Annotated in this window: 23 protein-coding genes and 1 tRNA gene; 13 read left to right on the forward strand and 11 right to left on the reverse strand. The window is 68.5% G+C overall.

Going from position 1 to position 23,569, the window contains the following annotated elements; translation table 11 throughout:
- Positions 1 to 27: 27 nt before the first annotated feature.
- The 4 genes from ABLE88_RS15110 to ABLE88_RS15125 all read left to right on the forward strand — a co-directional run bounded on the left by ABLE88_RS15110 (position 28) and on the right by ABLE88_RS15125 (position 5,511).
- Positions 28 to 1,221, forward strand: a complete 1,194-nt coding sequence (locus ABLE88_RS15110; protein ID WP_348832505.1) for an efflux RND transporter periplasmic adaptor subunit — start codon at positions 28 to 30, stop codon at positions 1,219 to 1,221.
- Positions 1,221 to 4,385, forward strand: coding sequence for an efflux RND transporter permease subunit (locus ABLE88_RS15115; protein WP_348832506.1), 3,165 nt, complete (start codon positions 1,221 to 1,223; stop codon positions 4,383 to 4,385). Before ABLE88_RS15110 ends, ABLE88_RS15115 begins: the two co-directional genes overlap by 1 nt.
- An 82-nt stretch (positions 4,386 to 4,467) precedes the next feature.
- On the forward strand, positions 4,468 to 4,935 hold the full coding sequence (locus tag ABLE88_RS15120; protein WP_348832507.1) for a nuclear transport factor 2 family protein: 468 nt from the start codon (positions 4,468 to 4,470) through the stop codon (positions 4,933 to 4,935).
- A gap of 12 nt (positions 4,936 to 4,947) precedes the next feature.
- Positions 4,948 to 5,511, forward strand: a complete 564-nt coding sequence (locus ABLE88_RS15125; protein WP_348832508.1) for a TetR/AcrR family transcriptional regulator — start codon at positions 4,948 to 4,950, stop codon at positions 5,509 to 5,511.
- Positions 5,512 to 5,521: 10 nt separating this feature from the next.
- Here the strand turns inward: ABLE88_RS15125 and ABLE88_RS15130 are convergent, their stop codons facing one another.
- A complete protein-coding gene (locus ABLE88_RS15130) occupies positions 5,522 to 5,797 on the reverse strand; it encodes a hypothetical protein (RefSeq protein WP_348832509.1) in 276 nt (91 codons plus the stop codon).
- A 110-nt stretch (positions 5,798 to 5,907) separates the two neighbouring features.
- Entirely contained in the window at positions 5,908 to 6,726 is an 819-nt protein-coding gene (gene tam, locus ABLE88_RS15135; protein WP_348832510.1) for a trans-aconitate 2-methyltransferase, read from the reverse strand.
- A gap of 154 nt (positions 6,727 to 6,880) precedes the next feature.
- Between tam and ABLE88_RS15140 the strand changes: the two genes are divergently transcribed.
- The 6 genes from ABLE88_RS15140 to ABLE88_RS15165 all read left to right on the forward strand — a co-directional run bounded on the left by ABLE88_RS15140 (position 6,881) and on the right by ABLE88_RS15165 (position 9,903).
- Positions 6,881 to 7,585 carry a hypothetical protein gene (locus ABLE88_RS15140; protein WP_348832511.1) on the forward strand — a complete coding sequence of 235 codons (705 nt, stop codon included), beginning with the start codon at positions 6,881 to 6,883 and terminating at the stop codon, positions 7,583 to 7,585.
- 59 nt (positions 7,586 to 7,644) lie between these two features.
- Positions 7,645 to 7,938, forward strand: a complete 294-nt coding sequence (locus ABLE88_RS15145; RefSeq protein WP_348832512.1) for a type II toxin-antitoxin system HigB family toxin — start codon at positions 7,645 to 7,647, stop codon at positions 7,936 to 7,938.
- A 2-nt stretch (positions 7,939 to 7,940) separates the two neighbouring features.
- Positions 7,941 to 8,321 (forward strand): helix-turn-helix domain-containing protein, encoded by a 381-nt coding sequence (locus ABLE88_RS15150; protein WP_348832513.1) that lies wholly within the window; start codon positions 7,941 to 7,943, stop codon positions 8,319 to 8,321.
- Positions 8,322 to 8,808: 487 nt separating this feature from the next.
- Entirely contained in the window at positions 8,809 to 9,111 is a 303-nt protein-coding gene (locus ABLE88_RS15155; protein ID WP_348832514.1) for a BrnT family toxin, read from the forward strand.
- Positions 9,095 to 9,355 (forward strand): BrnA antitoxin family protein, encoded by a 261-nt coding sequence (locus ABLE88_RS15160; protein WP_348832515.1) that lies wholly within the window; start codon positions 9,095 to 9,097, stop codon positions 9,353 to 9,355. The genes ABLE88_RS15155 and ABLE88_RS15160 overlap by 17 nt, the downstream gene beginning before the upstream one ends.
- Positions 9,356 to 9,612: 257 nt before the next feature.
- Positions 9,613 to 9,903 carry a GIY-YIG nuclease family protein gene (locus ABLE88_RS15165; protein ID WP_348832516.1) on the forward strand — a complete coding sequence of 97 codons (291 nt, stop codon included), beginning with the start codon at positions 9,613 to 9,615 and terminating at the stop codon, positions 9,901 to 9,903.
- Positions 9,904 to 10,221: 318 nt separating this feature from the next.
- Here the strand turns inward: ABLE88_RS15165 and ABLE88_RS15170 are convergent, their stop codons facing one another.
- Both ABLE88_RS15170 and ettA read right to left on the reverse strand, forming a co-directional pair.
- A complete protein-coding gene (locus tag ABLE88_RS15170) occupies positions 10,222 to 10,866 on the reverse strand; it encodes a hypothetical protein (RefSeq protein WP_348832517.1) in 645 nt (214 codons plus the stop codon).
- A 282-nt stretch (positions 10,867 to 11,148) separates the two neighbouring features.
- A complete protein-coding gene (gene ettA / locus ABLE88_RS15175) occupies positions 11,149 to 12,804 on the reverse strand; it encodes an energy-dependent translational throttle protein EttA (protein ID WP_348832518.1) in 1,656 nt (551 codons plus the stop codon).
- A 225-nt stretch (positions 12,805 to 13,029) separates the two neighbouring features.
- On the opposite strand from ettA, the gene ABLE88_RS15180 reads away from it, so the two are divergent.
- Positions 13,030 to 13,104 (forward strand) — tRNA-Gly (locus ABLE88_RS15180).
- Between the two features lie 202 nt (positions 13,105 to 13,306).
- Here the strand turns inward: ABLE88_RS15180 and ABLE88_RS15185 are convergent.
- Together ABLE88_RS15185 and ABLE88_RS15190 are read right to left on the reverse strand one after the other, a co-directional pair.
- Positions 13,307 to 14,398, reverse strand: a complete 1,092-nt coding sequence (locus tag ABLE88_RS15185; protein WP_348832519.1) for a CaiB/BaiF CoA transferase family protein — start codon at positions 14,396 to 14,398, stop codon at positions 13,307 to 13,309.
- 60 nt (positions 14,399 to 14,458) lie between these two features.
- Positions 14,459 to 15,622: an acyl-CoA dehydrogenase family protein gene (locus tag ABLE88_RS15190; protein ID WP_348832520.1), complete on the reverse strand. Its 1,164-nt coding sequence runs from the start codon at positions 15,620 to 15,622 to the stop codon at positions 14,459 to 14,461.
- A gap of 176 nt (positions 15,623 to 15,798) precedes the next feature.
- Between ABLE88_RS15190 and ABLE88_RS15195 the strand changes: the two genes are divergently transcribed.
- Entirely contained in the window at positions 15,799 to 17,163 is a 1,365-nt protein-coding gene (locus ABLE88_RS15195) for an MmgE/PrpD family protein (RefSeq protein WP_348832521.1), read from the forward strand.
- 37 nt (positions 17,164 to 17,200) lie between these two features.
- Here the strand turns inward: ABLE88_RS15195 and ABLE88_RS15200 are convergent, their stop codons facing one another.
- From ABLE88_RS15200 to ABLE88_RS15210, 3 genes are read right to left on the reverse strand one after another with little or no spacing between them, the layout of a single operon-like run.
- On the reverse strand, positions 17,201 to 18,625 hold the full coding sequence (locus ABLE88_RS15200; protein ID WP_348832522.1) for an MmgE/PrpD family protein: 1,425 nt from the start codon (positions 18,623 to 18,625) through the stop codon (positions 17,201 to 17,203).
- Positions 18,622 to 19,299 carry a cysteine hydrolase family protein gene (locus ABLE88_RS15205; protein WP_348832523.1) on the reverse strand — a complete coding sequence of 226 codons (678 nt, stop codon included), beginning with the start codon at positions 19,297 to 19,299 and terminating at the stop codon, positions 18,622 to 18,624. Before ABLE88_RS15205 ends, ABLE88_RS15200 begins: the two co-directional genes overlap by 4 nt.
- A complete protein-coding gene (locus ABLE88_RS15210; RefSeq protein WP_348832524.1) occupies positions 19,296 to 20,192 on the reverse strand; it encodes a polysaccharide deacetylase family protein in 897 nt (298 codons plus the stop codon). The genes ABLE88_RS15205 and ABLE88_RS15210 overlap by 4 nt, the downstream gene beginning before the upstream one ends.
- A 254-nt stretch (positions 20,193 to 20,446) precedes the next feature.
- Here ABLE88_RS15210 and ABLE88_RS15215 point away from each other — a divergent pair, with 254 nt between their 5' ends.
- Positions 20,447 to 21,370: a LysR family transcriptional regulator gene (locus tag ABLE88_RS15215; protein ID WP_348832525.1), complete on the forward strand. Its 924-nt coding sequence runs from the start codon at positions 20,447 to 20,449 to the stop codon at positions 21,368 to 21,370.
- 76 nt (positions 21,371 to 21,446) lie between these two features.
- Here the strand turns inward: ABLE88_RS15215 and ABLE88_RS15220 are convergent, their stop codons facing one another.
- Positions 21,447 to 22,130, reverse strand: a complete 684-nt coding sequence (locus ABLE88_RS15220; RefSeq protein WP_348832526.1) for a DUF2848 domain-containing protein — start codon at positions 22,128 to 22,130, stop codon at positions 21,447 to 21,449.
- Positions 22,131 to 22,135: 5 nt separating this feature from the next.
- On the reverse strand, positions 22,136 to 23,371 hold the full coding sequence (locus ABLE88_RS15225) for an MFS transporter (RefSeq protein ID WP_348832527.1): 1,236 nt from the start codon (positions 23,369 to 23,371) through the stop codon (positions 22,136 to 22,138).
- Positions 23,372 to 23,569 lie beyond the last annotated feature (198 nt).

A 23,569-nucleotide genomic window follows, 5' to 3' on the forward strand; every position in this document is an offset into this window, starting at 1 on the left:
CCCTCACCGTCGAAAGTCCGTCCCGTCATGGCCCGCGCCGTCGCTTCCGCTTTCCTCGTCCTCGGTTTGGCCACGCTTGCCGCCGGCGCCGCAGCCCCGCGCGCGCGGGCCGAGGCTTCCACCGGCGCCGCGCCGACCGCCCTCAGCGTCACGGTCGTGCGGCCGGTTGAGGACGAGGTCACCGAGACGCTGCTGGTCACCGGATCGCTGCTGCCGCGCGAGGAGATCGAGGTAGGCCCGGAGATCGAGGGCTACCGCCTGATGGAGATCCTGGTCGAGGTCGGCGACAGCGTGGCGAAGGGGCAGGTGCTCGCCCGCCTGTCCCGCGAGGTGCTGGAGACCCAGCTCGCCCAGAACACCGCGAGCGCCGCCAAGGCCCGCGCCGCCATCGCCCAGCAGCGCGCCGCGCTCGATCAGGTGCTGGCCCAGGAGACCGAGGCCAGCGCCGCGGTGGAGCGCACGCGCCAGCTGCGCAAGACCGGCACCGCCTCCCAGGAGACCCTGGACGAGCGCGAGCGGGCCGTGAAGGTCGCGCGCGCCCAGGTGGCGGCCGCCCGCGAGGCGCTGACCGCCGCCGAGGCCGAGGAAGTGTTCGTGAAGGCCCAGCGCGACGAGGTCGAGGTCAGGCTTAAGCGCACCGACGTGCGCGCCCCGGCCTCCGGCGTCGTCCTCGCCCGCACCGCGCGGCTCGGCGCCATCGCCTTGTCGGCGCGCGGCGAGCCGCTGTTCCGCATCGCCCAGGACGGCGCCATCGACCTCGACGCCGAAGTGCCGGAGGACGCCATGCCGCGCATGAAGGTCGGCCTGAGCGCCGCGGTGACGCCCGCCGGCTTCGAGGCGCCGCTCGCCGGAACGGTGCGGCTGGTCTCCGCGGAGGTGGACAAGTCCACCCGTCTCGGCAGGGTGAAGATCGCGCTGCCGGCCGATCCCCGCCTCAAGCCCGGCGCCTACGGGCGCGGCGTGATCGCGCTCGGCACCAGGAGCGGATATTCGCTGCCCCAGTCGGCGGTCATGTTCGATGCCGCCGGCGCCTATGTGCTGCGGGTGGACGACGGCACGGTCTCCCGCCGCCCCGTCACGGTGGCGCTCAAGAACGCCGGGCGGGTGCTGGTCACCCAAGGGCTCTCGGGCACCGAACAGGTGGTGGCGCGTGCCGGCGGCTTCCTGCGCGACGGCGATCGCGTGAACCCGGTCGAGACCGCCGCGAACGAGGTGCGCTGATGGCTCTCAACGTCTCCGCCTGGGCGATCCGCAAGCCGGTCCCCTCGCTCGTTTTGTTCGTCATTCTCACCGCGCTCGGCATCGTGCACTTCCGCTCGCTGCCGGTGACGCAGATGCCCAACATCGACGTGCCCATCGTCATGGTCACGGTCACCCAGGCGGGCGCCGCGCCGAGCGAGCTCGAGACCCAGGTGACCAAGAAGGTGGAGAACGCCATCGCCGGCGTCGCCGGGGTGAAGCACATCACCTCCTCGATCTCCGAGGGCACCAGCGTGACCACGGTGGAGTTCCACCTGGAGACGCTGGTGGACCGGGCGGTGAACGACACCCGCGACGCCGTCACCAAGATCCGCAGCGAGCTGCCGCGCGCCATCGACGAGCCGCTGATCCAGCGCGTCGACATCGAGGGCCTGCCCATCGTCACCTTCGCGGTGTCCTCGCCCGCCATGACGCCCGAGGCGCTGTCCTGGTTCGTGGACGACACGCTGGCGCGCGCGCTCCAGGGCGTGCGCGGCGTCGCCCAGGTCAAGCGCGAGGGCGGCGTCGACCGCGAGATCCGGGTCGCGCTCGATCCCGACCGGCTGATGGCGCTCGGCGTCACCGCGGCCGACGTGAGCCGGCAGCTGCGCGCCACCAATCTCGACGTGTCCGGCGGACGCGGCGAGGTGGGCACGCAGGAGCAGTCGATCCGCACGCTGGCGGGCGCCGCCAGCGTCGAGGAGCTCGCCGACACCCGCATCGCGCTCTCCAACGGCCGCTCGGTGCGCCTGAAGGACCTCGGCACGGTGAGCGACGGGGCGGCCGAGCCGCGCGTCTTCGCCCGCCTCGACGGCAAGAGCGTGGTCGCGTTCGGCGTCTACCGCGCCAAGGGGTTCTCGGACGTCAACGTCTACGACCGGGTGGAGAAGGACCTGGCGACGCTGCGCGGCGCCTATCCGGACGTGACCATCACCGAGATCGACACCACGGTGCGCTACACCAAGTCGGACTACCGGTCCGCCATGCACACCCTGATCGAGGGCGCGGTGCTGGCGGTGATCGTGGTGTTCCTGTTCCTGCGCGACTTCCGGGCGACGCTCATCACCACGCTCGCGATCCCGCTGTCGATCCTGCCCACCTTCTGGGTGATGGACCTGCTCGGCTTCTCGCTCAACGGGGTGAGCCTGCTGGCCATCACCCTCGTCACCGGCATCCTGGTGGACGACGCCATCGTCGAGATCGAGAACATCGTGCGCCACATGCGGCAGGGAAAGTCGCCCTACCGCGCCGCCATCGAGGCGGCGGACGAGATCGGCCTCGCGGTGGTGGCGACCACCCTCACCATCGTCGCGGTGTTCGCGCCGGTGTCCTTCATGGGCGGCATCGCCGGGCAGTACTTCAAGCAATTCGGCATCACGGTGGCGATCGCGGTGCTGTTCTCGCTCGCCGTGGCGCGGCTCATCACGCCGCTGCTCGCCGCCTATTTCCTGCGCGACAGCGGCCACGTCCACAAGGACGGGCTCGCCATGCGCGGCTATCAGCGCCTGCTCGCCTGGTCGGTGCGGCACCGCCTCGTGACCATCGCCATGGGGCTCGCCATCTTCGTCGGCTCGGTCTTCCTGTCGACGCTGCTGCCCTCCGGCTTCCTGCCCACCAACGACATCTCGCGCTCCATGCTGTCCATCGAGCTGCCGCCGGGCACGACGCTGGCCGAGACCCAGCGCGCGGCGGACCGCATCACGCAGATGATGCTGGCGCGGCCCGAGGTGCGCAGCGTCTACGCCACCGCCGGCGCCGGCGGGCAGGGCGGCCTGTCCATGGTCGCCGGCGAGGTGCGCAAGGCGCAGATCGTCGTGAACCTGAGGCCCCGCGCCGAGCGCGACATCGACCAGAAGAGCTTCGAGAGCGCGCTGCACGCGCCGCTCGCCGCCATCCCCGATCTGCGCTTCACCTGGAGTCGCGACGGCCAGAACGCGCAGCGCGGCTTCCAGGTGATCCTCTCCGGCAGCGACGGCGCAGCGGTGGAGACCGCCGCGCTCGCGCTCGAAAAGCAGATGCGCGACCAGGTGCCGGAACTCGCCAACGTGGTGTCCTCGGCCGCCCTCGACCGGCCGGAGATCCGCATCGTGCCGAAGCTCGACGAGGCGGCGGACCTCGGCGTCTCGGTGGACACCATCGCCGAGACCGTGCGCATCGCCACCATCGGCGACATTTCCGCCAACCTCGCCAAGTTCTCCGCCAAGGACCGGCAGATCGACATCCGGGTGCAGCTCGACGAGCGCGCCCGCACGCGGCTCGCCACCTTCGACGCGCTGAAGGTGCCCACCGCCTCCGGCGCCGCGGTGCCGCTCTCCGCGGTGGCCACCGTCACCTTCGGCAAGGGCCCGACCGCGCTCGACCGCTACGACCGCGCGCGGCGTGTGGCCGTGGAGGCGGACCTGGTCGGCGCGACGCCGCTCGGCGCGGCGCTGGAGAAGGTGAAGGCCTTGCCCGCGGCGCGCAACCTGCCCGCCGGCGTGACGCTGAAGGAGGCGGGTGACGCCGAGATCATGGAGGAGGTGTTCTCCGGCTTCGCCATGGCGATGGCGGCGGGCCTGATGATGGTGCTCGCCGTGCTGGTGCTGCTGTTCCACGACGTGCTGCAGCCCATCACCATCCTGATCTCGCTGCCGCTGTCCGTGGGCGGCGCGTTCATCGCCCTGCTCATCACCGACAATTCGATCTCGCTGCCGGTGGTGATCGGCTTCCTGATGCTGATGGGCATCGTCACCAAGAACGCCATCCTGCTGGTGGATTTCGCCATCGAGGCCATGGCGCAGGGCATGGACCGCACCACGGCGCTGATGGAGGCCGGCCACAAGCGGGCGCAGCCGATCGTCATGACCACCATCGCCATGGTGGCGGGCATGGTGCCCTCGGCGCTGGCCCTGGGCGAGGGCGGCTCCTTCCGCGCCCCCATGGCGATCGCCGTGATCGGCGGGCTCATCACCTCCACCGTGCTGTCGCTGGTGTTCGTGCCGGCGGTGTTCTCGGTGATGGACGACGTCAGCCGCTTCCTTGGCCACGTGTTCGGCCGCTTCGTCGGCGCCCGCGACGAGGCGCCCGAGGCGGGCGCGGGGCCGGACGACCACGGCGAGGCGCCGCACCAGCCCATGCGTCCGGGCATGCCGCGCGCGGCGGAGTGAGGGCCCGTTTGGGAGCCCTTGACGGGGTCAATCAATTCTGTACCAATCGGTAAAATTAAAACCGATCGGTACAGGAGCCGCCATGACCCAACGCCCGCCTTTGCCCCCCTTCACGCCGGAGAGCGCCGCCGCCAAGGTGCGCCTCGCCGAGGACGCCTGGAACAGTCGCGATCCGGAGCGCGTCGCGCTCGCCTATACGCCGGACAGCCGGTGGCGCAACCGCTCGGAATTCCTCGCCGGGCGCCCCGCCATCGTCGCCTTCCTCGCTCGCAAGTGGGCGACGGAGCTCGACTATCGCCTCATCAAGGAGCTCTGGGGTCTCAAGGACAACCGCATCGCGGTGCGCTTCCAGTATGAGTGGCGCGACGCCGCCGGCGCCTTTTTCCGCTCCTACGGCAACGAGCAGTGGGAGTTCGACGGGAACGGCCTGATGCGCCGGCGCGAGGCGTCGATCAACGACGTGGCGATCACAGAGGGCGAGCGCAGATTCCTCTGGCCCCTCGGCCCGCGTCCGGCCGATCATCCCGGTCTCGAAGAGCTGGGGATGTAGGCGAAGGGCAAGATGGCGCGCATGGTGATGGAGCGGGCGGACGTCCTGCCGGCGCTCGGCGAAGTGTTCCGCGAGTACGGTTTCGAGGGCGCGAGCCTCGCCCTCATCACCGAGCGGACCGGGCTCGGCAAGGGCAGCCTCTACCATTTCTTCCCCGGCGGGAAGGAGGAGATGGCGCGCGCCGTGCTGGCGGAAATCGACGGCTGGTTCGAGGCCCATGTGTTCCAGCCCCTGCGCGCGGGCGAGGACCCGCGGGCTGCCGTGGCGGCGATGCTGGCGGACATATCCGCCTATTTCCGGTCCGGTCGCCGCGTCTGTCTCGTGGGCCTGTTCGCGCTCGGCGACGTGCGCTCGCGCTTCGCCGCGGCGGTGCATGGCTACTTCGCCCGCTGGCGCGACGCGCTCGCCGACGCGCTCGCCCGCGCCGGGCACGACCCCGCCGAAGCGGCGGACCTGGCCGAGGAGGCGGTGGCCGCCATCCAGGGCGCTTTGGTGCTGGCGCGCGCCCTCGACGATCCCGGTGCCTTCGCCCGCATGGAGGCGCGGCTGCGCCGCCGGCTCCTGCCCTGGGCGTGAGGCCGGCCGCTCAGGACCCGTCGGTCAGGGTCTGGAGCACCTTGCGCCGGGCCTCGTCCAGCACCGCGCGATAATCTTCCGCGAACGGCTCGTTCAGCACCTGCTCGAAGGCGGCCACCAGGGTCCACAAAGCGGCGGGCTCGGCCGGGTCGTCGAACAGCGCGCTCTGCGCCTCGGGGTCCTGCTCGTCCACCAGGCGGGCGATGAAATCGAACGCCACCAGCGCGGCGGCGCGGGGCAGCGCCAGCGTCACCTCGTCCGTTTCGGGCAGGTCGGTCTCGGACATGGGATCACCTCGGGCGCAATCTGACCGCCCCTCTATAGCGGCCCGCGCCGCGCCGCGCGACCGGCGCGGGGCCGAATGGCGCCAGCCGACGCGGTCGGGCAACGCGCCTCCTAGCGCGCCGTCGCGACGATGAACAGGCGCGGGAAGGCGAGCAGCACCTTGCCGTCCGCCCGCGCCGGATAGGCCGCGGGCAGGCGCGCCTGATATTCCTCCAGGAACTGGGCGCGGGCGTCGCCCTCCAGCGGATCGATGAACGGGCGCAGCCCCGCGCCCTTCATCCAGTCGACGATGGCGCCGACGCCGTCGAGCGGGTGGTTGTAGATGGTGTGCCAGATGTCCACGCGGGCGGCATGGGGGATGAGCAGATCGTAATAGGCGCCCGGCGCCGGCAGCGGGGTGCGCGCGCCGGCGGCGTCGCGCAGCGTGTCGCCCCAGGGGCCGGTGAGCGCGGTCTCGCGCATCGCCACGTGGGCGGGCTCCTCCAGGGTGTCCGGCATCTGCACCGCCAGCACACCGCCGGGCGCGAGCAGCGACATCAGGCGCGGCAGCAGGCGCGCATGGTCCGGCACCCATTGCAGCACCGCATTGGCATAGATCAGCGCCGCCGGCCGCGGCAGCGTCAGGGTGGCGGCATCGGCGAGCGCGAACCGCGCGCCCGGCAGGCGCGCGCGGGCGGCGGCGATCATGTCCGGCGAGGTGTCGAGGCCGAGGATCTCGGCCTCGGGGAAGCGCGCCGCCAGGAGCTCGGTGGAATTGCCCGGCCCGCAGCCGAGGTCCACCACCAGGGCCGGCGCCGCCTCCGGCACCAGATCGGGCGCCAGATCCGGAGCGCAGTCCGGCAGGTCCGGCACCTGGGCGAGCAAATCGCGCGCCGGGCGGGTGCGCGCGTCCTCAAACTTCAGATACTGGGCGGGGTTCCAGTCGGCCATGGGGGCTCCTTCGCGGGCCTGGCGGGGCGTGGCTCCTTATAGCAAAGGCCGCGCGGCGCGACAGGCGGCGGGCGATGGCGGCGCGCCCGCATCGGTGGTATGGCAAACGAATGCGACCGCGCCTTCCGGCGCGGCCGGGACCGTGCGGTGCCCCATGCGCGACGCGGGCTTCGGCCTTTCCTGCCTTTCCGTGGCCGGCCGCCGCGGCGCCGCCCGCCTCGCGGCCGGCTTCCTCGCGGCCGCCCTGGCGCTCGCCGCGCCGCCGGCCGGGGCGACGACCGACCCCGAGCGGTTCCAGCGCTTCCTTTATTCGGACGCCTACCGCGCCTTGCTGGCGAAGGCCTGGGCGAGGGTGCCCAAGGCGGTGCTGCCGGACTGCCCCAGCCTCACCGACGGCAAGATCAGCGCAACGCTGCGCCAGGACGTGGCGTTCGACGGGCGCGGCATGCCGGTCTCCGGCTCCTGGTGGGTGCGCTACCCGGTCTCCGGCTGCGGCGCGGAGCGCATCGTCAACATCCTGTTCGTGGCGGACCGCGAGGGCGTGCGCACGCTGGTGACGCTGCCCGGCACCACCCGCGCCGACGTCGTGCTCCAGCGCGACGCTTTGATGTACGCCTTCGTCGGCGCCGGCACCCGCGCCCCGGCGGACTGCAAGGACATGCTGGTGACCGACACCAGCTTCGAAGGCTTCGGCCTCGCGCCCGGCCCCGGCCGGCCCCCGCAGGCCGGGCCCTGGCGCGAGACCTGGACCGTCGCCGCCTGCGGGCGGACGTTCGCCGTGCCGATGGAATTCATCCCCGACGCCACGGGGACCACCATCAACCAGCGGCCGGCGGAGATCAGGGAGGTGGGGAAGTAGGGCGGATGATCTCGGCCAGCGCGGCTTCTCGCGCTCCCATTTTGGGAGTATAAAGGAGCATGCACGTCATCAAGAAGAAGACGCTTCAGGACTTCTGGCGCCTTCATCCCGATGCCGAGCTGCCGCTTCGGGCGTGGCTGAAGGATGCCGAGCGCGCCGACTGGCGCACCCTGCACGACATCAAGGCCTATGCCCGCAGCGCCGACACGGTGGGCGACAACCGGGTGGGGTTCAACATTGGCGGCAACAAGTACCGCCTGGTGGTGCTGTGCCTGCTGGCGAAGGGGCGCCTCTACATCCGCTTCGTGGGCACCCACGCCGCTTATGATCGCATGGACGCAAGAAGGATCTGACCATGGCCGCCAAGACCATCTTCGCGCCGAAGCCGATCCGCACCGAGGCGCAGTATCAGGCGGCGGTGGCGCGCATGGACGAATTGCTCGCCGCGCCGGACGCGGAGGCGAGCGAGGAGCTGGATCTCATCACCATCCTCGTGATGGCCTACGAGGCCGAGCAGGTGCCGGACGTTCCACTCGATCCCGTCGCCTACCTTGAGGCGTCCATGGACAATCGCGGCCTCACCCAGGCCGACCTCGCCCGACTGCTCGGCTCGTCGAGCCGGGCGGCGGAGGTGCTGGGCGGCAAGCGCGAGCTGTCCAAGGCGATGATCCGCGCCCTGGTGGAGGCATGGGGGCTGGACGCCAACACGCTGATCGGGGCGAAGAGGGCGGCGTGAGGGGGCGGCGTGAGGGGAAGGGGTTTCGGAAGGGGGGCCAGCGCAAGACTTGCGTGGCGCGGGCGATTTCCGAGGGCGGCGCGGTTCAGAAGCGCCTGCGGCGGTCCCTTGCGCTGGGCCCCGGCTCTCCTTCCACTGCGCTGCCGCTCCGTTGCAGTCGGCCGGGGCGCGCGGGCGGGTCCTGGAACTACGGCCGCGCAGTCGGAGCCCGAAGCCGCTCCCCGGCCGAGCGCCGGCGCAGCCGGCGCCGTTCCCCGGACAAGCGACACCGAAGGTGGAGCGCCGATCCGGGGGCTGGCGCAGGACTCCCGCGCAGCGGGGCAATGCCTGAGGGCGGTGGGGTTCGGAAGCGCCTGTGGCGGGTGCTTGCGCTGGGCCCCGGCTCTTCTTTCCCTGCGCTACGCTGCGTTACAGTCGGCCGGGGCGCGCGGGCGCTTCCGGCGCCGCCCACGCTTGACCGTCCTGTATATGCTGACAATATACGTCCATGCTCGATTTCGACCGCATTGTCGGCTTCCAATGGGACGACGGCAACGCCCGCAAAAGCGTCGACAAGCATGCCGTGAGCCAGAGCGAGGCGGAGGAGGTGTTCGCCAACGAGCCTCTGCTTTTATTGGCCGACGCGCGGCACAGCGGCGCGGAGCTTCGGCTTCATGCGTTCGGGCGGACCGATGCCGGCCGCTTGCTGCACATCGCATTCACCCTGCGGGACGACGGCACGCCGATCCGGGTGATTTCCGCCCGGGCTATGAGCCGGAAGGAGAGGGAGCGTTATGGCCAAGAAGCTTAAGCCCATCCCCGCCTTCGCCGACGAGGTTGAGGAGCGTCGGTTCTGGGAGAGCCACGACAGCGCGGACCATCTCGATCTGTCCACGGCGGCGCGGGCGCGGTTCCCGAACCTGAAGCCCTCCACCAAATCCATCTCCCTGCGCCTGCCGGTCTCGCTCCTGGAGCGGATCAAGGTGGAGGCGAACAAGCGGGACGTGCCCTATCAGTCGCTGATCAAGGTGTGGCTGAAGGAGAAGGTGGGATAAGGGCCGCCCGCGACGGTCGCCAGCCCACGCGCTCCCGGACAAGCGACGGCATAGCCGGAGCGCCGATCCGGGGGCTGGCGGAAAATTCCGCGCAGCGGGGCAATATCTGAGAACGCCAGGGTTCAGAAGCGCCTGCGGCGATCTCTTGCGCTGGGCCCCGGCTCTCCTTCCACTGCGCTACGCTGCGTTACAGTCGGCCGGGGCGCAAGTGGGACAACCATCGCGTGCCGATCCGCCGCCATGCTAGCCCGCCCTTCATGTCCGGCTTCGCCGTCTACATCCTCGCCAGCAGGCGCAACGGCACGCTCTATGTGGGCGTCACGAACGACATCGCCCGCCGCCTGTCCGAGCATCGCTCCGGCGCGGTTCCGGGCTTCACCCGGCAGTATGGGGTGCATCGCCTCGTGCATGTGGACCTGTTCGACGACCTCGACGCCGCCCGCGCCCACGAGCGCCGCCTGAAGGCATGGCGCCGCGCCTGGAAGCTCGTCCTCATCGAGCGCCTCAATCCCCACTGGCGCGACCTCGCGGAGGACTTGCTCCCGTAAGCCCGGCTCCCCGGCCCGGCGACGGCGCAGCCGGAGCGCGCCCCGGACAAGCGACGGCGCAGCCGGAGCGCCGATCCGGGGCCCAGGGGAAAATTCCGCGTAGCGGGCAAAACCTGAGGGCGTCTGGTTTCAGCAGCGCCTTCGGCGGTCTCTTGCGCTGGGCCCCGGCTCTCCTTCCACTGCGCTACGCTGCGTTACAGTCGGCCGGGGCGCGGGGGCTTGCGGATGGGGGAGAAGGTGGCAAGCTGGGGTGGCGCGACTATTGCGCGTGCGGCCCGTGGAGGTCCGACCCTTACAGCGACGGCTAACACGCACGACTTACCGGCGCCAATTTTGGGAACCCAACCAACTAGTCCCCGGCGAAACAGAACGCGAAACAAAAATTACACCCTTGTTATACTTCAAAGCCGATTCGCCACGATGAGCAGCGCACAACAACTGCATTATATCATATATATCAATATACCAAAATGTAGCAATACAATCCTTAATACCAGCCCGAACAACCATTCCAGACAAACCTGAACGACTCAGATTGTAAACTGGACTTCCACTTAGACCTATTAAATCAACTATCTCTGGATTATTTACGTTAGCTCGAGCACATCGTAACGTCAGATCGTGACTAGATTCAGGAAAATCAACACCATAAATCGACACATAGGTCGGCAGCATTGCATCATTCGAGAAAAAACTATTTCTCTTCAGAGATCCATAGATCGACAACGCGTCTCCAAACTGACTACGACAAACCGTATTTCCATCAATCACGTATAAATTATCAGAAAAAAATGAGATACCTTCATTGTCGCTCAATTCCAAAACTGCAACATCGAGAATTTCGGAATCGACAGCATAAGCTTGCGGGTTAGATGCCAAAATTACCGCATCAACACCAGCGAGCCATCGCCCGCCACGCCTATTAGTGATCGCAATCTGACTCCAATTGAAGTCTTTAAGCACATGCCTACACGTTATTGCGTAGCACTTTTTATCGCAATAAACTACAAAAATAGTTCCACCGTGTGTAGAGTACGGAAAGTCCGGGTACGAAGTATAAAAAAATACGTTTCTTACAGATTTTCGAAAATCTTGCCATATCAATAATCCAGATTGAAGTCTCTGAAGTTTATACATATATCAATGCGTCCGATAAACTATCCATAATTTAATTAATACATATCAATAATGACCGAGGCGCCAGAAGGGGGCGGCGAATGAAATCACCCCCTCGCGTCCCTCACCTCACCGCGAAAACTTCTTATACTGAATCCGCTTCGGGATCACCGAATCCGTCCCGAGCCTTCTCTTCTTGTCCTCTTCGTAGTCCGCGAAATTCCCCTCGAACCATTCCACGTGGCTGTCGCCCTCGAAGGCGAGCATGTGGGTGGCGATGCGGTCCAGGAAGAAGCGGTCGTGCGAGATGATGACGGCGCAGCCGGCATAGTCCTCCAGCGCCTCTTCCAGCGCGCGCAGGGTGTCCACGTCGAGGTCGTTGGTGGGCTCGTCGAGCAGCAGCACGTTGCCGCCGCGCTGGAGCACCTTGGCGAGGTGGACGCGGTTGCGCTCGCCGCCGGAGAGCATGCCCACCTTCTTCTGCTGGTCGCCGCCCTTGAAGTTGAAGGCCGCGCAATAGGCGCGCGAGGGGATCTCGCGCTTGCCCACATAGATCACCTCGTTGCCGCCGGAGATCTCCTCCCACACGGTCTTCTTGTCGTCGAGCGCGTCGCGGCTCTGGTCCACATAGCCGAGCTTGACCGACTCGCCGATGGCGATGGTGCCGGCGTCCGGCGTCTCCTGGCCGGTGATCATGCGGAACAAGGTGGTCTTGCCCGCGCCGTTCGGGCCGATGACGCCGACGATGCCGCCCGGCGGCAGCTTGAAGGAGAGATCGTCGATCAGCATCTTGTCGCCGAACGCCTTGCTCAGATGGTCGAAGGCGATGACGTTCTGGCCGAGCCGCTCGGCCACCGGGATGACGATCTGGGTGGCGGAGGGCTGGCGCTCGGAGGCGCGCTGCAGCAATTCCTCGTAGCGCTGGATTCGGGCCTTGTTCTTGGCCTGGCGCGCCTTGGGGGAGGCGCCGATCCATTCCTGCTCGCGGGCGAGCGCGCGCTGGCGCGCCTCGTCCTCGCGGCCCTCCTGGTGCAGGCGCTTCTGCTTCTGGCCGAGCCAGGAGGAATAATTGCCCTCATAGGGAATGCCCCGGCCGCGGTCGAGCTCCAGGATCCAGCCGGTGACGTTGTCGAGGAAGTAGCGGTCGTGGGTGACGATCAGGATGGCGCCGGGATAGGTGCGCAGGTGCCCTTCCAGCCAGTTCACCGTCTCGGCGTCCAGATGGTTGGTGGGCTCGTCCAGCAGCAGCAGCTCCGGCTGCTCCAGCAGCAGGCGGCACAGCGCCACGCGGCGGCGCTCGCCGCCCGACAGGCGCGTCACCTCCCAGTCGTCCGGCGGGCAGCCCAGCGCGTTCATGGCCTGCTCGACCTTGGAGTCGAGATCCCATAGGCCCTGCGCCTCGATCTCGTCCTGGAGCCGCGTCATCTCGTCCGCGGTCTCGTCGGAATAGTTCATGGCGAGCTCGTTGTAGCGCTCGAGGATGGCCTTCTGCTTGGCCACGCCGTCTTCCACGTTCTGGCGGACGTTCTTCGAGGGATCGAGCTGCGGCTCCTGCGGCAGGTAGCCGACGCGCACGCCCTCGGCCGGGCGCGCCTCGCCGGAGAAATCCTTGTCGATGCCGGCCATGATGCGCAGCAAGGTGGACTTGCCGGCGCCGTTGTTGCCGAGCACGCCGATCTTGGCATCCGGGTAGAAGGACAGGTGCACGTTCTCCAGCACCTTCTTGCCGCCCGGATAGGCCTTGGTCATGCCGTGCATGTGGTAGGCGTACTGATAGGGGGCCATGGGCCGCCGTCTCCTGAAAAGGGTGCGGAAAAGTTGGCGCCGTTCTAGCGTCCGGGGCGCGGCCGGGCAAGGCGGGCGGGATAAGCAGGCCCGTCCGGCGCCGCCGCGCGGGACGGGGCCGGGCGACGGGGCCGATGTGGAGCGGCGCAGAAAGCCTGTTGCATTCCCGCTTCGCTTTTGGCATAGACACCCACCTGCCGCGCGGGACACCGCCGGCCGATGGATGCGGGTGTAGCTCAGGGGTAGAGCACAACCTTGCCAAGGTTGGGGTCGAGGGTTCGAATCCCTTCGCCCGCTCCAAATTTTCCGAAGAAAATCAGACAGTTAGCAAGCGCCCTTCGGGGCGTTTCCTGCTTTCTCTGTCGTTGTCCGTGCGTCGCGGCACAAAATGGAAGCGGCGCGAGGCCCGTCGCCGGCAATCCCCGCGGGCGTCCGGCGGCTCTGTGCCGACGGACCTGCGGAGACGGTCGGCGCGCCCGGACGACGAGGCAGGACGCCTCGCTCAGGGGGTCTTGTCGCCCAGCAGGGGTGCGCTGCCGATGGCGGGAACGGGGCCGTAGGTGCGCGGCGCGCCCGCGAAGATCGGGCCAGGCGCCGGCAGGAAGACCGGGCCGTTTGGCGTCTCGACGGTGATCCGGCGCAGGTGCGGATGGCCCGAGAGCCCTGCCATGTCGTTGATGAAGGCAAAGGCGACGCCCGCCGCCTCCACCCGCTGCGCCGAGACGGCCGCATCGAGGGCGGCGAAGGCGGTCGCGACGGTGGTGTCGGTCTCCGCGCGGTTCGCGCAGCGGGCGATGTTGGTGGCAAAGCGCGGGTCGCCCGCAAGCTCCGGCGCCCCGAGCACGTGGCGCGCGAACGCGGCCCATTCCCGGTCGCTCTGCACTGAGATGAGGATTTGACGCCCGTCGCGCGTATCAAACACGCCGTAGGGCGCGATGGAGGGATGGGCAAGACCCATCCGGCGCGGCGGCTTTCCACCCTCGTGCTGCAGCAGCGGCACGGTGAGCCATTCCGCCGTCACGTCGAACATGGAGACGCGGATGTCCGCCCCCTGCCCGGTCGCGGCGCGGGCGATCAGGGCTTCGAGAATGGCCGCATGGGCGCTGGCGCCGGTGGCGATGTCCACCACCGATATGCCGACGCGGGCGGGCGCCTCCGGCCCGCCGGTGAGCGAGGCGAGCCCGCTCTCGGCCTGCACCAGCAGGTCATAGGCTTTGCGGTCGGACAGAGGACCCGTATCGCCATAGCCCGAGATGGAACAGATGATGAGGCGCGGATGGGCGGCCCTGAGCATTTCCCGCCCCAGGCCGAGGCGTTCCAGCGCGCCGGGCTTCAGATTCTGCACCAGCACGTCGGCGCTGGCGATGAGCGCCTCGACCTGCGCCCGGCCCTCGGGCGATGCGAGATCGACCGCGAGGCTTTCCTTGCCCCGGTTGAGCCAGACGAAATAGCTCGACTGGCCGTTGGCCACGTCGTCATAGCCGCGGGCGAAGTCCCCTTCCGGGCGCTCGATCTTGATGACCCTCGCGCCGGCGTCCGCGAGGCGGGCGGTGCACAAGGGTGCGGCCACCGCCTGCTCGATGGCGACGACCACATGCCCCGCCAGGGGCAACGGGGCTGGAAAAACCGGAGCCGGCTCCAACTTCGACCCCCGTCAGAACGATCGCGGCAGGTCGAGCACATGCTCGGCCACATAGCTCAGGATCAGGTTGGTGGAGATGGGTGCCACCTGGTAGAGGCGCGTTTCGCGGAACTTGCGCTCGATGTCATACTCGCAGGCGAAGCCGAAGCCGCCATGGAACTGGAGGCAGGCATTGGCCGCCTCCCACGAGGCCTTGGCGGCAAGGTACTTCGCCATGTTGGCCTGGGTGCCGCAAAGCTGGTGCGCGTCATAGAGCCGGCAGGCCTCGAACCGCATCAGGTTCGCCGCCTCCACCTCGATGAAGGCCTCGGCAATGGGGAACTGCACGCCCTGGTTCTGGCCGATGGGCCGGCCGAACACGACCCGCTCCTTCGCATAGGCCGTCACCTTGTCGATGAACCAATAACCGTCGCCGATGCATTCGGCGGCGATCAGCGTGCGCTCGGCGTTGAGGCCGGTGAGGATGTACTTGAATCCCTGCCCTTCCTCTCCGATCAGGTTCTCGGCGGGGATTTCGAGGTTGTCGAAGAACAGTTCGTTGGTCTCGTGGTTCACCATGTTGGGGATGGGGCGCACCTGCATGCCACCCTTCATGGCCTCGGCGATGTCCACGATGAAGATGGAGAGGCCTTCCGACTTCTTCTGCACCTGATCGAGCGGCGTGGTGCGCGCCAAAAGGATCATCAGGTCGGAATGCTGGACCCGCGAGATCCAGACCTTCTGTCCGCTGATGACATAGCGGTCGCCCCTGCGCACCGCCGTGGTGCGGATCTTCGTGGTGTCGGTGCCGGTGGTGGGCTCGGTGACGCCCATGGACTGCAGCCGCAGTTCGCCGGCGGCGATCTTCGGCAGGTATTTCCGGCGCTGTTCTTCCGAGCCGTGCCGCACCAGCGTGTTCATGTTGTACATCTGGCCGTGGCAGGCGCCGGAATTTCCGCCCGCCCGGTTGATCTCCTCCATGATCACCGACGCCTCCGTGAGGCCGAGGCCGGAGCCGCCGTGGTCCTCGGGGATCAGCGCCGCCATCCAGCCGGCCTTGGTCAGCGCATCGACGAACGCTTCGGGATAGGCCCGCGCCTCGTCCACCTTGCGGTGGTATTCGGCCGGAAAATCGGCGCACAAGGCCCGCACCGCATCGCGGATCTCCTGATACTGGCCGCTGCCAACGGTCTGCATGGTTCCTCGTTCCTCCCTGGCGGCTGCACGCCTCGAAATAGAGGAAGCCGGCTCGAGGTCGAACGGCAAGGGCCCGACCGCCTAAACCCGATATAAGCGGCCGGCATATGCGGCTCGGGGTGGCCTCATGTATCGCTGGCAGGCGGCCGCGGGCCGCTCTTGCGCGGGGATCCAGCATGGACGCGATACGACACTTTTCAGACCACGTGAGGGCGGTGCGGCTGCCGGATGTTTCTGCCGCGGTGGTGGCACGCGCAAAGACGTTCGTGCTCGACAGCATCGGCGTCGGGATCGCCGGCAGTGCCGGCCAATGGGCGCAGGAGCTCGCGGATTGCACCGCGGCCTGGGGCGCGGGAGAAGACGCGCGGGTCTTCGGGCGCCCCGGTCGATACCCCGAGGCGGTGGCGGCGCTCATGAACGCCTACCAGATCCACAATTGCGAGTTCGACGGCCTTCACGAGAAGGCCGTCGTCCATGCCATGACGGCGGTGCTGCCGGCGGCGCTCGCAACCGCTGAGCGCCGGGGCGGGGTGTCCGGCACGCATTTTCTGGAGGCCGTCATCGCCGGCGTGGACATCGCGTGCGCCATCGGCCTTGGCGGAACGCGGCCCATGAAGTTCTTCCGCCCGGGCGTCGCCGGCGGCTTCGGCGCCACCGCGGCCGCCGGCAAGCTCCTCGGCTTTGATGACGACACGCTGCAGAACGCGTTCGGCACCACCTTCGCCCAGTCGTGCGGCTCCATGCAGGCCCACGAGGAGGGCACCATGCTGCTCGCCCTGCAGGTCGGCTTCAATGCGAGGAACGCGCTGCAGGCCTGCACGCTGGCGGCCAAGGGTCTGAAGGCCCCGCGCGAGGTGCTGGAAGGCCGTTTCGGCTATTACGCACTGTTCGAGGACGGCCGCGACCTCGGCCCCGTGGTGGCGAGCTTCGGCAAGGTCTGGCGCATCGCCGAACTCGCGCAAAAGCCGTTCCCCAGTGGCCGCGCCACCCACGGCGCGCTGGAGGCGCTCGCCGCCCTCGTGGCGCACAATGCCGTCTGCGCCGATGCGGTCGAGGCCGTGCGCATCCGCCTGACGCCGGTGGCGCGCACGCTCGTGGGCCGGCCGCCGCGGGACGACATGGCGGCCAATTATGCCCGTCTCTGCATGGCCTATTGCGCCGCGCGGATGCTGGGCGGCGGACGTCTCGACATGGGGGACTTCACCGCACAGGCGCTGGCGGATGGGCAGACCCGGCGTCTCGCTGCGCGCATCCATGTGGAGGAACTCGACACCGCCAGCACCGACGCCTTCTCCCCCGCCGAGGTGGAGATCAGGCTGAAGAACGGGCGCCGGCTGTCGCAGACGGTGACGCACATCCTCGGCCACCCGCTCAATCCGCTGCCGCGCGAGGCGCATCTGGAGAAATTCAGGCGCAATTGCCGCTTGAGCGCAGCGCCCCTGTCCTGCGGAGCGGAGGATCGCCTGGTCGCAGCGGTGGATCAGCTCGAGGCGGTTCCGGACGTGCGGATGCTCATGGACCTCGCCGCCGTCCCCGCCTGAAATCGGGGGCGCGCGCCAAGGCGCCGCCCCCGCGTCGTCAGCCGGCCCGCGCTGCTCCACGTACCGCACCGGCGTCCCGCGCGAGGTCCAGCAGGACGCTCACGTCGGGCATCTCCTCCAGGTGCCACACGGCATCGAGCAGGCGGCGCCCGGTACTGTCCGGGAGAACACCGTCGGTGCAGGCGCGGAACTTGTCCTCGAGCTCCGCATCGCTGAGCGCATAAGCCGGTCCGCCGCGATAGCGCGCGTCCGACATGCGTGAGAACAGCGCCCCGGATTTGGTCACGACCTCGATGCGCGAGAGGATGCGATCGTGGCCCATGGCATCGATCCTGGGATCGAACTGCGTGCGCACGCGCCGCTGCATGGCCTGAACCTCCGGCGATCGCACGAAGGCATCGGTGAATTCCGCCTTTCCGGCCGTGCCCCGCAGGATGATGGCCGACAGCAGGAAGGCCATGGAGAACTTGCCTTCCAGTTCCGAGGTGGCGATCTCGTAGCGGATGGGGTGGAGGATGTTGTTGGCGGCGAACAGCGTCACGCTCTCGATCTCGTCGGGCGAAAGGCCGTGTTCCGCGATCAGCGCCTTCATGGCGTCCATGGAGGGGTGGGTGAGCACGCCGCTGGGATAAGGCTTGATGCTGATGCCCGGCGTCACCATCGAGAAGGGCTTGCCGAAGCGTCCCATCACCAGCTCCGGCTCGCCGCCGCGGCCGGCCACCGCAAGGTAGCCCCACTTGGTATCGAGCGCCTCCGCATTGAAGGTGAAACCCTCGCGCACGAGCAGCGCCGCGGTGACGCCGTTCTCGGCGGCGCGGCCCACATGCATCGGCTTGCCCATGGTGCCGAAGTTGGCCCGGATGCCCGCCGCCATGGAAGCGGCGCCGCCGATCGCCTTGGCGGTCGCAGCCGCATCGAACCGCAGGAGCTTGGAGGCCGCCACCGCCGAACCGAATGTGCCGATGGTGCCGCTGGTGTGGAAGCCGAGATTGTAATGGTCGGGATTGATGGCCTCGGCCACCTTGCACTCCACCTCGACCCCGCCGGCGAACGCGGCGATGAAGTCCTTTCCGCTGACCGGCCCGGCGATTTCCGACACCGCCAGCGCAGCCGCGAGAGGCGGCACGGTGGGATGGGTGAGAAGACCATAGGGGCGGCCGGGACCTTCGGCGAGCTGCGTGTCGTCCCAGTCCATGGCATGGCCCGCGAGGCCGTTCCAGAATGCCGCCTGCGGCGCCGAAAGCCGCAATTCCGCCCCGACGACGCGCGCCGCCGGCGGACCGGCGTGGCGTTCCAGGTAGCGGCGCGCCACATGCAGCGTCTCGTGGGTGGTGCCGGCCAGCATCACCCCGAGGCCATCGACGATGCAGCGCCGGGCGATCCGCACGGCCTCCGGCGGCAGGTGCGCATAAGAGAGGCCAGCGGCGAAGGCCGAAGCGTCCGCGGTGAGGGTCTGCTTCATGGGGCGTTTCCTTTCATTGGCCGCGCCTCGCCCCAGGACCGCACGAGGTCGGCGACGGTGGACACCACGCCGAAGCGGGCCTCGACGTTGCGCAACGTGGCGTGGTGGAGGTCGGTGTCCCAGGAGGCGCAGGCATCGCCCACGGCGCTCACGTAATAGCCGTGCTCGAACGCATCCCTCAGCGTGCTCTCGACGCACACGTTGGTGGACACGCCGCACACCGCCACCGCGGCGATGCCGCGCCCGCGCAGCACCATGTCGAGGTCGGTGCCCTTGAACGCGCTGTAGCGATGCTTGTGGACCACCACCTCTCCGTCGACGGGCGACAGCGCGGGCACGAAATCGGCGCCCGGCGTCCCGGCGATGGCGATCCGGTCCGATGCGTAGGCGGACCGCCGGCGCTGGGCGAGCCACGGCCCGGAATCCGAGAGGTGGCCCGGCAGCGTCCAAAAGCCCACATGGCAGACGAGGACGCCCGCCCGGCGCGCCGCCGCGCGCAGCGCGGCGATGGCCGGAACGATGGCCTGCGCCGCCCCGAGGGGCCGGCCGGCGGCGCTCGCCGCGAAGCCGTCCACGCAGAAATCGTTCTGCATGTCGATGATGACCAGGGCCGTGTGCGCCGGCGCGAAGCGCGCGGGAAAGGCCGCCAGGATGGCGGGCTCCGATGCGGTCATGGGCGCACCTGTGCGGAGAACCAGTCGGCGATGGCGGCGCCCGGCATGAAGCAGACGTCCGGGTGCCCGGCGAGAAGATCGACGATCCGCTCCAGATAGACGAAGCGGTGGGGCACGCCGATGAGGTGGGGGTGCAGCCCGATGCCGAGCACGCGCGGGGCATGGCGGCCGGCCTCCCGCGTGAGGCATTCCAGCGTCAGGCTCACGCGCGAGAACATCTCTTCCGAACGGTGCCGCTCCACGGCGTAGATCACGCTGTCGTTGAGTTCCAGCGTATAGGGCATGGCGATCAGCGCGCCGGCCCGGGTCGTCATCCGGCAGGGCAGGTCGTCCACCCCCCAGTCGCAGACATAATCGAGGCCCAGCTCGGCGAGGATGTCCGGGGTTTCCGCGCTCTCGCGCAGCCCCGGGCTGAGCCAGCCGCGCACCTTGCGGCCGCTGATGGCCTCGAGCCGGGCGATCGACTGTGCCACCACGTCGCGCTCGTGCTCGGCGCTTTGGAGGCTGGCCTGGTGAATACCGTGGCCGATGAGCTCCCAGCCGGCCTCGAGCACAGCCTCGACGCAGGCCGGATAGGCATCGGCGACACCGGCGTTGAGGCTGGCGGAGGCCGCGATGCCGCGCGTGCTGAACAGCCGCAGGATGCGCGACATGCCGGCCCGAAGGCCGTATTCGGCCCAGCAGAAGTTCGGCACGTCCGGAATCTGATCGACCCCGTGCGGCGAGGTGAGAATCCTGCGCGGCATGGCCTTATCAAAGGGCCAATATTCGATGTTGACCACGAAATGGACGATGATCGGCTTGGCGTCCGGTGCTTCCAGGTGCGGGCGCTGGTGAGCCATCACATAGGGAATGCGCGGGTTGGCCATGAAGCCCGCTTCGGTTCGATACATCAGATCTTCCTTCGGGCAGAAACGCCGGCGGCAGACCGGAGGGCGCTTTGACCGGCGCTCCCGGCTCAGGCCGCGACGGCACGCGGCACGATCCTGACAAAGGGGTATCGGCCGCGGCCACGCGTGGATAGAAGGCTTGGCATTCAACCAGTTATACGTTTTCTTGAAGGGCGCCCGGCGGCGCGCATGGCCTTAGCCGGACGGAACGGCGCCACGCCCGGGAAGGGCGGGTGGGCGGTGGGGGACGGTGGGGCATGGAACTGCGGCAGCTGCGGTATTTCGTGACGCTCGCGGAGACCGGCAGCGTCTCGCGCGCCGCCGTGCTGCTGGGGGTCGCGCAACCCGCCATCAGCCGGCAGATCCGGTTGCTGGAGGATGAGTTCGGCACCGCCCTGTTCTACCGCACCGGGCGCGGCATGGAGCTGACCGAGGCCGGGCATATGCTCGCCACCCGCGCTCCTGCGGTCCTCGCCGATCTGCAGCGGCTGCGAAACGACGTCTCCGACCTGCGCGGCGTGGCGGAGGGCCAGGTGACGCTGGGCGTGCCGCCGACCGAGAGCTACTTCCTCGTCTCGCCGCTGGTGCAGCGCCTGCGCATCAGCCATCCGGGCATCTCGCTGAAAGTGCTCGAAGCCTTCAGCGGCCATGTGAACGAATGGCTCGCCGCCGGGCGCATCGACGTGGCGTTGTTCTACCGGGCGCCGCGGACCACGCATCTGGAGGCGGACGAACTCGTCACCGAACGGCTCTACCTCGTCGGCGCGCGCGGATCGCTCGGCGACGGGCCGGCGCTCGGCCTTGCCGAGGTGGTGGACCGCGACTTCATCCTGCCGAGCCGCGCCCACGGCCTGCGCCTCCTGGTGGACGGGGTGGCGCAGGCGAAGGGCCTGGCGCTGAAGGTGCCGCTGGAGATCGATGCCCTCCTCACCCTCAAAGGGCTGACGGAGGCCGGCGTCGGCCTCACCATTCTGCCCCACCATGCCGTCGCGCGGGACGTCGAGGAGGGCAAGCTCGATGCGCGGCCGGTGGCCGATGGGGAATTGTCGCGCACGCTTCTGCTGGCGACATCCACCCAGCACCCGCTCTCGCTCTCCTCGCGCGCGGTCGTGCGCGAAATCCGGGCGCTGGTGCGCGACCTCGTGACCAGCCGCCGATGGGTGGGCGCAATGGCGGGCTGAAGGCGCTGAAATGGCGTCGGCCGACCTCCGGGAGATCGGCCGAGGGGGGCGCCGAAGGACCGAGGCGCCCCCGGGGCTAGAGCGGCGGGTTTTCCAGCATCTCAACCCGATAGGCGTGGCTCAGCCGGCGATCGAGGACGGGATCGACAAGCTCCACCTCGAAGCTCGGCGAGGGACGTATGCCACCGAGCGCCGGCGGCGTTCCGCACATGAACAGGCCATTCTGCGGCAGCGGCGCAACCGCCTCGGCCAGCTTCGCCAGCAAGATGTCCGGATGGAGCATCTCGGCGAGGCGGTCCTCCTGATAGACGACGCGCCTCCCGCTCTCCTCGATGAAGCTGCGGACCACGAGACGATCCCAGTGATCCGCCACCTCTTCCAGCGGCCAGAGCCCCTCGCCGATCGGCTTCGGGCAGAGTTGCTTGGACAGCGGGATATCGATGGTTTCCGCGCCGCGGTCCGTATGGTCCGAACCGACGCCGAGCCAGATGCCATCCGGCAGGGCGACGAGCACCGGTTCCACCTCGCCGGAGGTGCGCGGGCCGACCACCTGAATGCTGTCCGCCCGGGTGGCGAGATTGGCCGTCAGCCGGAAGAACACCGGCGCCCGGCCGGGTCGACGCACGCCGATGGCCTCCAGTTCCTCCAGATGCCGTTCCACCGAGTCCGGTGTCCCCGTGAGCCCCCCAAGCACCAGCGCCCGGACCGTTAAGCGCACATCTTCTTCGCCGGTCCGGCGGATTTTCCTGAAGGCGAGCATGGCCTTCAGTCCTTCAGGGGCCGGTTCGCGGTTTCCCGCGCTGCGAGCACCGACACGATGGTGATGGCAAGCGTCGCCCAGATGTAGGCCTTCAGCGGCAGCGTGCCGGGGAACTCGCGGTAGAGCGTGGTGAAGACGAGGGGCGCAAGACCGCCCCCCACCGCGCCGGCCAGCGTGTAGGCGAGCGAGCAGCCGGTGTAGCGCACGCGGGTGACGAACTGCTCCGCCACGAAGGAGGCCTGCGGACCGTACATGGCCGAGTGGAACACCAGAGCGACGGCGACGGCGACGATGATGAGCAGCGGCTCGCGGGTCTCGAACAGGACGAACAGAATGTTGATCCACAAGGCCGAGGCGATGGCCCCGGTTACATAGACCGGCCGCCGCCCGATGCGGTCTGACAGGGCCGAGAAGGCGAGACAGCCGAAGCCATTGGCGGCGACACCGATCATGACCGCGCTGATCGCCACCGTCCGGTTCACGCCCAGCGACTGGGTGAGATAGGTGAGGGAGAAAGCGACCATGAAGCCGAAGACCACGTCCGAGCCGATGCGCGATCCCGCAGCCATCAGCAGGCTGCGCAGGTGGCCGGTGAGGACCTCGGTGACCGGTGCCGCGGAGGTTTCGCCCTCTTTCGACATCTGTTCGAACGCGCCGGATTCCGGTACGCCGCGCCGAAGCCAAATGCCGAAGGCGACCACGAAGAAGCTCAGCAGGAAGGGCACGCGCCAGCCCCATTCCACGAAGCGTTCGTCGGAAACGAAGGCCGTGAACAAGGTCAGCATCGCCGTCCCGGAGAAGATGCCCACCATGGCGCCGACCTGAGCCCAAGACGCCTGGAAGCCGCGGTGCCGGACGCTCGCCTGCTCGGCCGTCAGCAGCACGGCGCCAGCCCACTCGCCGCCAAGCGCGACGCCCTGAATGAAGCGCAGCGCAACCAGCAACAGCGAGGCTCCCACACCGAGGGTCGCATAGGTGGGCAGGAGGCCAATGGCGAAGGTGCAGGCGCCCATCAGCACCAGGGTGAGCATCAGCACGTCGCGCCGGCCGAGCTTGTCGCCGAGGCGTCCGAAGATGAAGCCTCCGATGGGGCGGGAGAGATAGCCCACCGCGTAGGTGGAGAAAGCGAGGATGGTGCCCGCGAGCGGGTCGAACTGCGGAAAGAACAGCTGATTGAAGATCAGCGCCGCCATGGTGTTGTAGAGCGTGAACTCGAACCATTCGAGCGCGGTCCCGATCATGCTTGCGGCTGCAAGACGGGAACTCGAGTGCGACGGGCCGGCCGCCATTGCGGTGCTTCTGTTACAGACGCCCGATGTCGTGGTCATGGATGCTCGTCCCCTGGTTATTGCTCCCGCCTCGGCTGTCCGGATCCTGTGGATGCACGCTGCGTTCGGGAGAATCTCGGACCGGGAAGGATTCCGCTTTGATGCGGCCTC

Origin of the sequence: Xanthobacter luteus, assembly GCF_040049235.1 — a bacterium.
In the GTDB taxonomy this organism is placed as follows: domain Bacteria; phylum Pseudomonadota; class Alphaproteobacteria; order Rhizobiales; family Xanthobacteraceae; genus Xanthobacter.